Genomic DNA, 12,671 nt, shown 5'->3' on the forward strand with positions numbered 1-12,671 from the left:
TGCATGGGGAAATTGACTCATATTTTTCTACTGTTTGCTCGGTCTCGTGCTACCTATTTAGCTGAACCCAGGGTGGCAAGAACAGCACGCAGGGCTTCAGCAACCCCCATAGTTTCGGCAGCAGGGTTAGCTTCAATGAAGGATTCGATGGCTCCGGTGGCGTCTTTCTCCGTCCAGCCCAAGGAGGTCAGGGCGTCCTGAACCTGGGGTTTCCAGCTCACACCTTGGCTGATCGGGAGCTCATCGCTTGCACCATCTGCCAGAATCAGCTTACCGGCAAGTTCTAGGACGATCCGGCGGGCCCCCTTAGGGCCGATCCCTGGCACCTTAGTGAAGGCCTTGTCATCGCCAGTTGCCACTGCCCGCTCCACCTCAGCCGGGCTGTGAACGCCAAGAACAGCAAGGGCAATGCGGGGGCCAATCCCAGACACAGAGAGCATCATGTCGAAGACCTCTCGTTCTGCTGGTTCAGAGAAACCGTAGAGGGTCATGGAATCTTCGCGCACAATCATGGTGGTCAAAACGGTAGCGCTCTCCCCCAGGCGCAATCTACTAGCGGTGCGGGGGTTCAAATGTACCAGCATGCCAAAACCATTGACATCAATGACAGCAGTTTCAAGGCCAAGGTGGGTGACGGTACCGGTCAGGGAGCTAATCATAACACCCATTCTAATCGAACATATATACGAATACAAGCCTTTGGGGAAGCCCCCCAAGGCTACGAGACACTAACGCCTTGCCCGGGCCTCAGCTTCCATCCAAGCCCGCTGAGCAGGTGTTAGTTGTTGCTTCTGGCGGGCTACCACCGGGCTAGAACCCTGATGGGTTTGGGTAGTTGCAGCCATATTGATACCCGATCCAATCCCGCCGCCTCGCCACCCGTGACAGATAGCCAAGGCAAGGGCGTCCGCAGCATCAGCCGGCTTTGGCATAGTTTCAAGGCCGAGAATCCTTGTAACCATTCGGCCCACAGAAGCTTTATCCGCCCTGCCAGACCCGGTTACTGCCGCTTTGACCTCAGAGGGAGTGTGGAAATGTACCGGTACCCCCCTGGCGGCAGCTGCTGCAATAACTACACCAGAGGCATGGGCCGTACCAATAACCGTATTAACCTGTTCTTGGGCAAACACCCGTTCAATTGCAAGGACATCTGGCTGGTAGGTGTCCAGCCACTCCTCCGCTGCCCGGAAAATTGTCAAAATACGCTGGTCTAGTTTTTCTGCAGCAGCAGTTCCTGAGACTCCTACTTTCACAAAATGGGCTTTCCGATTTGCCGTCATATCAATCAGACCAAAGCCACACCGGGTCAGCCCAGGGTCAACCCCTAAAATGCGGGCAGCGCCCGAAACCCGCGCAATTGCGGACTCCGGGCGCTGGGCGGATATGCCGGGGGTTAGCTTATTCACTGGGATACCGTCCCCCTTCATTTTCTACCTTTTTCGGCTTCAAGCTCAGCCATGACGGCTTCGCTGATGTCTGCATTGGAGTAAACGTTCTGTACGTCGTCGAGTTCCTCAATAGCATCAGCGAGCTTCAGGAACTTCTTAGCCCCTTCAGCGTCGAGGTCAACCTGCATGGTGGGGCGGAAGACGGGGTCGTCATTGTTGTACTCAAGCTCTGCCTCTTCAAGGGCCTTACGGATCGCAGGAAGATCAGTTGCCTCAGAGACCACGGTGAAAACGTCGCCTTCGTCAATGACTTCCTCTGCACCGGCGTCCAGAACGGCTATGAGGACGTCATCTTCAGTCAGGCCTTCGGTCTTTGCAACTTCTGCAACGCCCTTGCGTTCGAAGAGGAAGGCAACAGAACCTGAATCAGCCATGGTGCCACCGTTACGGGTGACAGCGGTGCGAACCTCAGCTGCAGCTCGGTTGCGGTTATCGGTCAGACACTCAATGTAGAGGGCGGTACCCTGGGGGCCGCGGGCTTCGTACATGATCTCGGTGTAGTCGATAGTTTCACCGGTCAGACCTGCCCCGCGCTTGATGGCGCGATCGACGTTGTCGTTGGGGACAGAGTTCTTCTTGGCCTTGGAAATTGCAAGGTCGAGGGCGGGGTTACCGGCGGGGTCGGGGCCACCCATACGAGCTGCAACTTCAATAGCCTTGATGTACTTAGCGAACATCTTGGCGCGCTTGGCGTCAATAGCGGCTTTCTTGTGCTTAGTGGTGGCCCATTTGGAGTGACCTGCCATGATTCTCCTTGTTTCGTTGTAACCGGTGCCCTGATTGGGGCAACCTTTCAGCAGTTTATTCTAGCGATTTCAGCCCGTATGCGCAGTTCGCAGGGGCCGGACGGCGGCATCTAGGGTTTCTGGGAGGGGGCCGCCAATGTCTTAGCGGGGGCGGGAGGCCGCAGAAACTCTGGCTTTCTCCACCAAACTGTCGTCGATAGGAACAGGGGTAAACTCACCGTATTTCTTAAGGGCTGCCTGCTTAATCAGGAAGTCTGAAATAGCCGGATTCTTAGGAAGGAGGGAGCCGTGAAGGTAGGTTCCAATGACGTTGTGGGCCCGGGCACCTTCACCAGAATCCTCGGTGTTATTCCCCTCGCCCTTGGTGACGGACGCCAGGGGCTTAGTGCTGCCTGAGAGGTAGGTAAGACCTGAGTGGTTTTCAAAACCGATAATTGTTCCAAATTCTTCAGATTCTTCGACGATATTGCCTATGAGCCGCTCTTCGCCACCGACCGTCCGGGCATCGAAAATACCGATTCCCTGCAGTTTTTCGCCGCTGACGGTTTTGAATTCATGGCCAAAGAGCTGGTACAAACCGCAGATGACAAGCATGGGGGTGCCGTCCTCTGCCAGTTTCTTCAGGTTATCTGCATTAGCTAAAAGATCATGTTGGATGACGGACTGGCCTGAATCCTGACCGCCTCCGCCAACAAAAATATCTCCGTCAAGGGGGAAGTCATCGCCCGGGTTGTAATCTACGATGTCGGTGCTAAAGCCGTGGGCCTGGGCCCGCCGAGCCAGGGACAGGGTGTTGCCCCAGTCGCCGTAAATGTTCATATCCCGGGGGTATAGTTGAACGATTTTCAGGCTCTTGTTGTTACCGGTCTGGGTAATGATGTGTTCCCCAGCAACTGAAGGTGCTTTGTCGAATTCACTCACGATACGGTCTCCACGTCGGTAATCTTTGCCAGTTCTTTACGGATCGCCAGCATGGCGGTGTAGGTGCAGAAAATGCGCATGGGACGTCCTTCTGCCTTCTTGATGAAGGCGGCCAGGGCTTCCTCCAGATTTTCATTGATGTCTTCCACGTAGACGTCATCGTGCTGAAGACGCAGAGCCATGTCATAGGCCCGGACGCCGGACACCATGGCAACTCCCCCGTTGACCAGGGAATGAAAATCTACGTCCCAGAGCCAGGAGACGTCACGGCCATCAGCGTAGGCATCGTTGATGGTGATCATGGTGGCGTAATCGCGGGCATCTGCTGAAGCCAGGGACAGGCGGAAGCCACTGGGATTTTTCACGAGCAGAAGCTGCAGGGACTGGCCGTTGACGGTAAGTGTTTCACCCCGGCCAAAAGCCGGTGCAATATGCTCAAGTTCAGCCAGAAGTTTCGCCTGATCCAGCTGGTCACCCAGGACTTCTTGGGTCAGGGCCATGGCAGCTGCAGCGTTATAAATGTTGTACACGCCGTAGAGGTTGATAGTGCCTGCCACCTCCTGGCCCGCCAGGTTGAAGGTGGCGTCGGTTCCCTTGAAGTCGGTGAGGACGACGCTGGCTGCAGGAAGCTCGGGAGCCAGGGTGGCTCCGTCCTTCCCTTGGCCGGAGCGCATCTCGTCATCTGAGGGGAAGAGTTCCCGGAGCTTCTCAGACAGGCCAAAGTAAGCCACCTGGGTGCCTACTGAAGCTTTCTCCGCAAGTGAGCGAATCCGGGGATCTTCGCGGTTGAGAACAATGGTGCCTGTGGTAGCTTCTGCCACTGTTGCTAGCATTCGACGGGTCGTGTCGATCTCACCGAACCTGTCAAGCTGGTCACGAAGAACATTGAGCAAGAGGGAATAGCGGGGTTTGACCATACGGACAAAATGAACTGCGTGGGCCTCATCGAGTTCAAGGACGGCAATATCAGCATCCAGTTTGCCTGTCAGGCTCATCTCGCCCAGGAGGGCTGCAGCTACGCCGCGTACAAAGTTAGAACCGGTTCGGTTGGTAAAGACTTTGAGCCCCTGGGCCTCGAGTAGTTGCACGACCATCTTGGTGGTTGTAGTTTTGCCGTTGGTTCCAGAGACGACAACGACACCCCGTGGCAACTTGGCCAGTTCTTCGGCCACAAATTGAGGGTGCAGTTTTTCCATGACCAGGCCGGGGAAGGCAGAACCTCCACCGCGGAGCTTACTTGCATATCGAATGCCTTGGCCAACAAGGCGAACTAGGGGTCTAGACATGGAACCTATCTTACCGAGTGGCGGGCTATCTGCTTGCTTGATTCTTTACGCTCAGAGGCAAGACGGCCGTGAGAGCTACCACCAGGAGGTTTCAGAGTGGTTAAGGACGGCCCGGGGCAACTCATGTAGTCCCTGGGAGTTTGTGCCTGACTGGTAGTCTAGGAGCCGGTTGTATCCTTCTACCTAAAGGCAATGAACGAACGTGAACCTTCTTGAGCAGCCCCTGGCTGGTGCGGATTTTATTTGGCGGGAAATGTCCTGGCGCGACCGGAAGCCGGTAATTAAAGTTGAGGCTTTACTTAATGGTAAACCTACGGGTGAGGTTCAAACTATCCCGCTAGCTCCCGGCGCCTTACTCGGTTTAGAAGTTCTAGCCGACGGAACCCCAGGGGCAGGCATCCACTGTTCTGGTTATGCTGTTTCTAACCCTTCACCAGATACCCCTGGTTTTACCCAGCTCGCCTGTCCCAGCCAGGAGATTATTCTCAAAGGAAAACAGTGCCCGTCCTGTCTGGCTAGGGATGAGTTTGCTCCCATCCACCGTATTCACCAGGGGGCCCGCATGACAGAGGCAGCCCTCGCCTACGTTAACCTTGAACATTATCTTTATATAGCAACTTTTCCAGACGGCACCTCCAAGGTTGGAACCGCCTCCCTCCACTCCAACCCCCGCCGTCTAGATAACCAGGCCGTTGCCGCAGCCACCTTTGTAGCCCGCGCTGACAATGGGATCATCGTCCGCAAGCTTGAAGACCTTGTCTCAGAGGATGCAAACCTAACCCAGTTCAAACGCTCCTCCACCAAGTACAAGGCCTGGCTTGATCCAGCCAGCCCAGCTGAACTCACATCAGCCCACTTCATGGCAGTAGAAGCAGCCACCTGGGCCCTAGAAGATACAGAAGATACAATCTCAGGTTTCGATATTACCGCCAACCGCTGGGAGCCCTCTTTGGCGATGGGCCGGGCCTACGCGTCCTTACGCACCAAAGACCCCGAGCCCCTCCTTGCCTACCCCAGCCTCACCACAGGGGCCCACGGCTTCTACCTCACCGGCGGAACTGGCCCCTTCCTCACAGCCCATTTTGGGGACCCCGAACAGACCTTCCTGGTCAACACAGCAGAACTCAGCAACCGGGGCTGCAGGCTAGTGGCAGGTCTTACCGACCAACCTGTTACTCAGGCTTCCCTTTTTTAGGGGTTCATACAAACTAACGGTCCCAGCCGTCCGCCAGGAGATCCCGGACTTCTGCCAAGGTTTGAGTCACAGTCTTTGTACCAGCAACAATGGGCAGGAAGTTGGTATCCCCGCTCCACCGGGGAATGACGTGCTGGTGCAGGTGGGCTGCAACCCCTGCCCCTCCGACCTTTCCCTGGTTCATGCCGATATTGAAGCCAGCTGCCCGGCTAACCTGCCGCAGAACCCTCATTGCCTGCTGGGTAAGCTCTGCTATTTCAGCAGTCTCTTCAATGCTGGCGTCATCGTAATTGGGAATATGCCGGTAGGGGCAGACCAATAGGTGCCCGGGGTTATAGGGGTAGAGGTTGAGAATGACGAATGCATGCTCGCCCCGGTAAACAATCAGGGATTCAGCATCATCGTGCTCTGGGGCTTCACAAAATGGGCAGGTCTTTTCTGTATAGTCCTTTTGCCCGCCCTTTACATAGGCGCGACGATGTGGAGTCCACAGCCGCTGGAAGGCATCGGGCACACCGGGCAATTCAAAATCATCTGTGGAATAGTCAGGTATCTGCATAGAAGGTCACTTTCAGTCAAGGAAGTAAAAGTGGGGTGGTTCTGAAAAATCTACCGTCACTGAACCACAGTTGCTCTGTTTCATCCCACGTTACCAGGACATTCACCGGCTACCCCACCCTCTCAGCATCCACCGGTATTTCTTTAAAACGGGCCCGACGGTAAAAGCGGCGGTCCAGGATTCCATCACGCATGAACCCGGCTAAAATCGTCCGGAAGGCTGTACCCTGCTCCTGCCATTGCTTCTCTTCCGCAGGGGGCAAGAGCCCAGCCTTACTCCACGGCTCGGCCCCAAAGAAGAGGCCCAAATCAGTGCTGTGGGCAGATTCCCGGTAGTGGCCGTCTTCGCCTGTCTCTATCTGGTAGCAGGTAGCTGATCCCCCGGCTGCCCGATAGCAGGCTACAAATTCACGGGCTGGTTGTCCATAAATACGCTCCGATAGCCAAGAAACTGCAGGATCCAGGTAACGACGGGCTGGGGCGGCTAGCCAGGCAGATAGGGCAGGGAGCAGACCTGCGACCTCACGAGGTAGATAACCCACCAAAACTGGCACCCGGGAGGCTACCTCGCCTAGGCGGGCTGTCTCGTCCTGCACAGCAGGTAAGGGGTCGTAGCCAAACTGGCAGCCCAGGGGCATCAAGGCGGCCCAACCAAATTTTATGGGGTTGGCCAGGAGAAACCGGCCCGAGGCCTTAGCCCAGATGGAGGCAGGTGCCTGGAGATCAAGGTCTGCAGTTCTGGCCAACACATGCTGGGAGAGTTTCTTTTTGCCATAGGCCAATTTCAAGGGGGCGCTCTGAATAATGGCCCGGTGAAAAAGCATGTCCTCACTCGGTCCATTGACTGCCCCGTCTGCCAGCAGAAGCTTAGCCACCAGGTCACCCCCGGCTGACTGGCCGTACACGGTCACCCGGTCGGGGTCGCCCCCAAACTCCCGAATATGGGCCTTGATCCAGCGTAGGGCGCACAGGGCGTCCTGGAGCCCTAAATTGGCCGGACGGACCCCGTCGCCACCCAGAAACCCCAATAAACCCAACCGGAAATTCACCTTGACAACCAAAAAGTTATTGGTGGCAAGAAAGGCCTCAGTATCGTAACCCGGTGCATCTCCTCCCCCGGTCACATAGGATCCGCCGTGGAAGAAAACCACAACAGGCACAAGGCCTTTCGTAGCCCTCTTTTGCCGACTGATAGAGAGCCTCAGGGGGCCTTCTTCAAAGTGGGTTGGGACGCCCGGGGTCGGCCCACCCCACACCCTAGGCTGGGGCTGACCCGGGGCCGGCGTATGCGAGTAGGTTCTCGGAGAAAGATTTTCGAGAGGAATCATTGTGGGCGGTTCGAACCGATTAGCCTCCGCATAGGGAAGCCCCAACCAGTGGCGCGTTGAACCAATCACAAGAGGACGCAGGTAGTACGGCTTTTTAGCCAAGGGTTTGGTGGGATTCGGTGGGAGGATGTACTCCTCCAGCCCCGGTTCAAGCCAGTAGCCCCGGCTGGCTACCGTGTGCAACCAAGTTTCCTCATCGTAGGTCGTCAAGACCAGCATTTTGAAAATTTCACAGGTGTTGTCATGGGCCTTGGACTTATGGTGTTTCCAGTCCTTGTAGGCTCCGATGAGCAGAGAAACAGTCTGAGGGTCATCCCGGTTCTCGAAACAGGCGGTATCAAAGAGTTCTTTGAGCTGCAGATTGCTGAGCCTCATCGGTAGGGCCCGGCTGGGATACTGGGACTTCTTTGTCTCGCTTGGAGCTGGGGCGCTAAAATGTTGCCCCCATCGTTCCCAGCTGGTGAGGTGGAAGTCCTTGCAGGCCGGGCACCTGTAGACGCGGACGGGCATTCTTCGGCCAGGTGCCAGCAGAATGGGGTGCATGGACTGGATAGTAGACATGACAAGCTTGGCTGCAATTACAGTCACGTAGCGTCGCTTACCGCTTGACCGACATTTTCCACGGGTCTTGATCAAACTGGGTGCCATTGCTTCACCGCCTCCCTGACTGGTAGTTTCACTCCTTTTTAAATCTATTAGGCTCTAAAGCCCAGATAAAGGTGGACAACTTTATTACATGGTGACAGTTCTGTTTACTTGCTCATTGTGTTGTCGATTCCAAGCGGAGTACCGCTCCTGCCCCCTCTCAATTTCAAGGGGGCAGGGCCGGACGTCGGTTAGCGCCGGCTGCCCCAGGCCCGGCGGTATTGGGCGGGCGCATAGTCAATTTCGGCCTTAAGTTCGTCAGCCCAGTGCAGGGCAAAGGCTGGGTTACGTAGGGCTTCACGGCCAACCAGCACAACATCGGCCTGGCCTGACCCCACAATGAACTCGGCAAGTCGCGGCGAGTTAATCATGCCAACAGCGCCTACCGGCAGCCCGCTCTCACGCCTAACCTGGGCAGCCATGGGCACCTGGTAGCCCGCATAGACCTTAATTTTTGCCGGGTAGTTACCGCTGGTGGAAATATCTGCGAAGTCCACGCCGTCCTCAGCCAGCCAGCGCACCACCTGCGCTGTTTCCTCAACGGTAATGCCGCCCTCCACGAACTCTGTGGCTGACAGGCGGACGATGAGCGGCATATCCTCCGGCATAGCATCGCGCATGGCCTGGGCAACCCTGCGGGCAAAGCGGGCCCGGTTATCCAGGGATCCGCCGTAAGAATCCACTCGCTGATTCGAAAGCGGTGAGAGGAACTGGGTGATCAGATACCCGTGGGCCCCGTGAATCTCAATAAAGTCAAAACCGGCAGCAACCGCGCGGGCTGCAGCCGCGGCGAAAGCCTGAACCAGATCGTCAATTTTCTCTTCGGTCAGGGCCTGCGGTTCTTTCATACCGGGGTAGGCAAGAGCGGACGGGGCCAGCGTGACCCAACCACCTTCGTCTTCCTCCAGAGAACCGCCATCGTGCGGAACCAGCTCACCAGGTGTCGATGCCTTCCGCCCGGCGTGAGCAATCTGGATTCCTGCCTTGGCTCCCCCGGCGTGAATGGCATCGACGACAGGCTTGAAGGCTTCGACATGGTCGTCACTCCACAGGCCCAGGCAGTAGGGGCTAATTCGGGCGGCAGGTTCAACGCCGGTCATTTCGACAATGACGGCACCGGCTCCACCTCGGGCCAGGGCGCCATAGTGGGAAATGTGGTAGGCGGTGGGCTTGCCGTCCTTCTCTTCAACCGAGTACTGGCACATGGGCGGAACCCAGAGGCGGTTACGGGTGGTCATGGAACGCAGGGTAAAGGGTTCAAAGAGGGGCGATGTCATGTTCATTCGGCCTTTCACGAGGGATTGCGTATCTGTTACAACCAGGTGCTGGGCCGAGATATTCCCGCATTAAAGGGTAAACTTGCAGGTATGCAAGAACTGACCGAAGCTGCCGTCCGCTCGTCTTTTATTAACTGCTCTAAGGGCGAGGCTAAACGCCTCAACCTACCCACCCTCAAGGAGCAGAATTGGGATGACCTGATTTTCCTCTCCTGGCTCGACCCGAAAAGCCCGCTCAAGGGTTGCCTGGTCGTGGAACATGAGGGGCAGGTGCAGGGCGTGCTGCTGCAAAAGTCTAAGGCCCAGAGTAAGGCCGCTCAGATGTGCCAGTTCTGCCTGACTCTGCACCCGGGGTCGGGGATTTCGCTGTATACGGCGGCCCGGCCGGGCGAGTCGGGGCGACGCGGCAACACCATCGGCACCTATCTGTGCTCCAACCTGGCCTGCACCGACTATGTGCGGGGCAAGAAAAAGCCGGCGGGTATTCGCCAGATGGACGAGACCCTATCCCTCGAAGAGCGCATAGCTCGCACCCGCGATAATGCGGTCAGGTTTATTGAGCGACTGGTAGTGGGAGCCGCATGATTCAGGTTGAGACGCTCGCGCCCAACCAGGCTGATTTGGTCCAGGAGCTCTATGACCAGAACCCTGATTACTTCCTGCGGATTTCTGGCTGCCCCGCCGAGCCCGGCTCTGCGTTGGAGAACCTGACTGTCTTCCCACCCGGTTTATCCCACTCCCCTGTACTGTTGGGGGCCTTTGAGGACGGACGCCTGGTTGGGGTTTTGATTGCTGTGCTGGGGTTTCCATCTGCTGAGTTCGCCCATGTGGCCCTTGCCTTGGTCGATGGGCAGGCTCGAGGACGCGGGGTGGGCCGGGCTCTGCACGACGCCTACCTGGGTGCGGTTCGGCAGCACCCAAATATCAGCATTTTACGTTTGGGGATTGTGGCAACTAATGCTGAGATTGCCGAACCTTTCTGGCGGGCCCTAGGCTACACTCCCAGTGGTGAGATCAAGGACTTTTCCCAGGGTGATGTGGTTTCAACGGTGGAGGTTTTTACTCGGCCGGCCAATTAGTTATGCCCCAGCAAAACTTTCGAGTAATCAGGCTACTCGTTCCACGGGTTTATAAGGGGAATATTCATAGCTAGGAAGTCTTTTGTGTTCCTGGTGACAAGTTTCATGTGATGGCGCTGGGTAATTGCCGCGATGAAACAGTCTGCCGATGGCCTGGGGTCGGGCACTTGATAAGCAGCGGCGATGAGGGACGATTCGAAATCAAGGTCAAGAACCCTCCCCTCAAACCCCGGAAGTAAGGTTCCATGCAACCAGTCACCGATGAGGGCGGCTTGAGCAGAGTCCTTACGCGCCAGCCTTTGAACGCCCACCTCTAACTCATAAACCGTGATACTCGTGATAAAAAGCTGGTCGGAGTACTGTTTCTCAAGCCATCGCTGCACTGCAGGGTTTTTCTTGGCTGGGACCTTGCGAATCTCACTGACAAGGTTGGTGTCTAGTACATACATCAGAACTCAACAGAGCGAGGCTCGAAGTTGAGGCGCTCGAAGTCGAAGTCAACATCTTCTTGCATAGACATCTTTTGAAGAAACTGAGCCCCATCTGGCTGGTCTTGTTTTCCAAGCTTTCTGTAATCTTCATAGGTCATCAACACAAATGAGGGGGTACCCCTGTCGGTGATGATGACAGGACCTACTGAAGCTGCGCGTTTTGCCGCACTGACATCTTGATTCAGTTGCCTCGAGGTAAGAACAGCTGGGGTTGTACTAATAGTCATAACACCTGCCTTTCATGTAGGTTCTTACCTACATTTTTGTCTTGGTGCTGAACGAAGTCAAGGTGTTTCCTGCTACGTAGTGGAGAGATTAGAAAGGATTACCAGCCAAGGCTTGTTGCCAGCTGGCAGGCAAGGCACTGACGGCCGACGTCCTCATCTCGCTGAACAAAAAACTCGCGCCGGGCAGGTCGTCGAGGTCGAACGGATGCGGCTAGAGTGGTAGTTTTTCTGAACCAAGCGCTCAGTATCAGCTTCTTGGTTTTTAAGGCCCTTCTACTGTAGGTTGATTCAAAGCTCTATCGCGGTAGCCTCTCATGACTGCTGCCAGATCTTCTATGCTCATCCCCTCTGGTAGCTTCATGGCCATCGTTGAGATAACGATGGTTGAGTTTGCTGCGCCTTCGTGGGTCACTCGGGTCAGAGCGCGGATACCGGTTAAGGTCCAGTTATAGGCGTGGGTATCGGCGATGACAGCCCTGATTTCCTTGCCCTGCCTATCGGCAGTGATGTCTCCGATGACGCTCCACAGTATTAGGTGGTTGCCGTGGTCGAGAACCGTTGAGTGGTTGTAGAAACCCTCGGGCGTGAGAATCAGGGCGTACCTGCGCCGGTAGTAGTTGATAAAGGTGAAGATGCCGGCGACAATACACCCCACGCCGGTTGCCAGCGCGCGGTGGTATCTCCAGTCCGGTGGGTTATGGATAAACCACAGGCCCACAGCTATCCAGCCCGCGCCAATCAGAAAGCTCATGCCGAGCTTCTTGGGAATTCTCATCGTTGAGTTTTCTCGGGTCCCCATAGTTTTATTGTACGGAAAACCAGGTACAGCTCTCACGCAGATTCTGCCTAAATTAACGGTTCAAGGAAGGAAAGAGCGCCCTATATGTGTAGGAGGCTTATTCCTTTTCTATTGTTGAAAACAGGCTGGGTTTTAAGCAGCGATTTTCGCACTGAGTAGACGATTGAGGCTTATCCCCTGCTCTTGGGCTTCCATGGCTACGCGTCGGTGGAGTTCAGGCGGAATGCGCAGGCTGAGATTACCTGAATAAGTCCTGTCAGCAAAGGCCTGGGGAATTTCTTCACCATTGGCATGCATGTCTTGAGCTACTTGAGCGACGAGTTTTTTGATTCCACTCAAGGCGGCTAGCTCGTCGGGTTCCAGCCAGGAGAGGGAAGGCATTTCGAGGACGGTTGCGATGTATTCTTGGTCTTCTGGCGACCAGGTAACACGGTAGGTGTAGTGTTCAATCATAGGTCTGTCCTTTGAGTCTGTTGATAGCTTGGAGGGCTTGCTTAACCTGGTATGGCTTTGCGTAACCATTTTTGTTTTGAATATTGACACGGGGATCGCCTTGCCATGGTGTTTTGAACACAGCATGGGAAGTGCCAGATTGTCGTGCAGGGCCAAAGAACCTTTCGCAGATGGAGACTAGCTCTGCATAGCGGACGTTTTGAGGTGCACTTTGCATT

Annotated in this window: 15 protein-coding genes; 3 read left to right on the top strand and 12 right to left on the bottom strand. The window is 55.7% G+C overall.

The features are described from left to right. Positions 1 to 53 precede the first annotated feature (53 nt). The 5 genes from ruvA to ACMXX3_RS07810 all read right to left on the bottom strand — a co-directional run bounded on the left by ruvA (position 54) and on the right by ACMXX3_RS07810 (position 4,410). Entirely contained in the window at positions 54 to 659 is a 606-nt protein-coding gene (gene ruvA, locus ACMXX3_RS07790; RefSeq protein WP_421084162.1) for a Holliday junction branch migration protein RuvA, read from the bottom strand. A gap of 69 nt (positions 660 to 728) precedes the next feature. Next, entirely contained in the window at positions 729 to 1,358 is a 630-nt protein-coding gene (gene ruvC, locus ACMXX3_RS07795) for a crossover junction endodeoxyribonuclease RuvC (protein ID WP_421084198.1), read from the bottom strand. A 65-nt stretch (positions 1,359 to 1,423) separates the two neighbouring features. Continuing rightward, a complete protein-coding gene (locus ACMXX3_RS07800) occupies positions 1,424 to 2,194 on the bottom strand; it encodes a YebC/PmpR family DNA-binding transcriptional regulator (protein WP_421084163.1) in 771 nt (256 codons plus the stop codon). 141 nt (positions 2,195 to 2,335) lie between these two features. Continuing rightward, positions 2,336 to 3,115 (bottom strand): type 1 glutamine amidotransferase, encoded by a 780-nt coding sequence (locus ACMXX3_RS07805; RefSeq protein ID WP_421084164.1) that lies wholly within the window; start codon positions 3,113 to 3,115, stop codon positions 2,336 to 2,338. Next, positions 3,112 to 4,410 carry a MurT ligase domain-containing protein gene (locus tag ACMXX3_RS07810; RefSeq protein ID WP_421084199.1) on the bottom strand — a complete coding sequence of 433 codons (1,299 nt, stop codon included), beginning with the start codon at positions 4,408 to 4,410 and terminating at the stop codon, positions 3,112 to 3,114. The genes ACMXX3_RS07805 and ACMXX3_RS07810 overlap by 4 nt, the downstream gene beginning before the upstream one ends. Before the next feature lie 553 nt (positions 4,411 to 4,963). Here ACMXX3_RS07810 and ACMXX3_RS07815 point away from each other — a divergent pair. Beyond that, entirely contained in the window at positions 4,964 to 5,596 is a 633-nt protein-coding gene (locus ACMXX3_RS07815; RefSeq protein WP_421084165.1) for a hypothetical protein, read from the top strand. Positions 5,597 to 5,609: 13 nt separating this feature from the next. Here ACMXX3_RS07815 and ACMXX3_RS07820 read toward each other — a convergent pair whose 3' ends face one another. From ACMXX3_RS07820 to ACMXX3_RS07830, 3 genes are all read right to left on the bottom strand, one after another. Then, complete coding sequence (locus ACMXX3_RS07820; protein WP_421084166.1) at positions 5,610 to 6,155, bottom strand: HIT family protein; 546 nt, start codon at positions 6,153 to 6,155, stop codon at positions 5,610 to 5,612. A 109-nt stretch (positions 6,156 to 6,264) separates the two neighbouring features. Next, complete coding sequence (locus ACMXX3_RS07825; protein ID WP_421084167.1) at positions 6,265 to 8,070, bottom strand: carboxylesterase family protein; 1,806 nt, start codon at positions 8,068 to 8,070, stop codon at positions 6,265 to 6,267. Between the two features lie 248 nt (positions 8,071 to 8,318). Beyond that, complete coding sequence (locus ACMXX3_RS07830) at positions 8,319 to 9,404, bottom strand: NADH:flavin oxidoreductase/NADH oxidase (RefSeq protein WP_421084200.1); 1,086 nt, start codon at positions 9,402 to 9,404, stop codon at positions 8,319 to 8,321. A 90-nt stretch (positions 9,405 to 9,494) separates the two neighbouring features. On the opposite strand from ACMXX3_RS07830, the gene ACMXX3_RS07835 reads away from it, so the two are divergent. Then, positions 9,495 to 9,989 (top strand): FBP domain-containing protein, encoded by a 495-nt coding sequence (locus tag ACMXX3_RS07835; RefSeq protein WP_421084168.1) that lies wholly within the window; start codon positions 9,495 to 9,497, stop codon positions 9,987 to 9,989. Then, complete coding sequence (locus tag ACMXX3_RS07840; protein WP_421084169.1) at positions 9,986 to 10,483, top strand: GNAT family N-acetyltransferase; 498 nt, start codon at positions 9,986 to 9,988, stop codon at positions 10,481 to 10,483. Before ACMXX3_RS07835 ends, ACMXX3_RS07840 begins: the two co-directional genes overlap by 4 nt. 32 nt (positions 10,484 to 10,515) lie before the next feature. Here the strand turns inward: ACMXX3_RS07840 and ACMXX3_RS07845 are convergent, their stop codons facing one another. The 4 genes from ACMXX3_RS07845 to ACMXX3_RS07860 form a co-directional block, all read right to left on the bottom strand. Further along, complete coding sequence (locus ACMXX3_RS07845; protein WP_421084170.1) at positions 10,516 to 10,932, bottom strand: type II toxin-antitoxin system VapC family toxin; 417 nt, start codon at positions 10,930 to 10,932, stop codon at positions 10,516 to 10,518. Beyond that, positions 10,932 to 11,201, bottom strand: coding sequence for a type II toxin-antitoxin system prevent-host-death family antitoxin (locus ACMXX3_RS07850; protein WP_421084171.1), 270 nt, complete (start codon positions 11,199 to 11,201; stop codon positions 10,932 to 10,934). Before ACMXX3_RS07850 ends, ACMXX3_RS07845 begins: the two co-directional genes overlap by 1 nt. Positions 11,202 to 11,463: 262 nt before the next feature. After that, positions 11,464 to 11,952 carry a hypothetical protein gene (locus tag ACMXX3_RS07855; RefSeq protein WP_421084172.1) on the bottom strand — a complete coding sequence of 163 codons (489 nt, stop codon included), beginning with the start codon at positions 11,950 to 11,952 and terminating at the stop codon, positions 11,464 to 11,466. A gap of 180 nt (positions 11,953 to 12,132) precedes the next feature. Continuing rightward, entirely contained in the window at positions 12,133 to 12,453 is a 321-nt protein-coding gene (locus tag ACMXX3_RS07860; RefSeq protein WP_135012356.1) for a type II toxin-antitoxin system HicB family antitoxin, read from the bottom strand. Positions 12,454 to 12,671 lie beyond the last annotated feature (218 nt).

Source organism: Rothia nasimurium (assembly GCF_049068285.1).
In the GTDB taxonomy this organism is placed as follows: Bacteria; Actinomycetota; Actinomycetes; order Actinomycetales; family Micrococcaceae; genus Rothia; species Rothia nasimurium_I.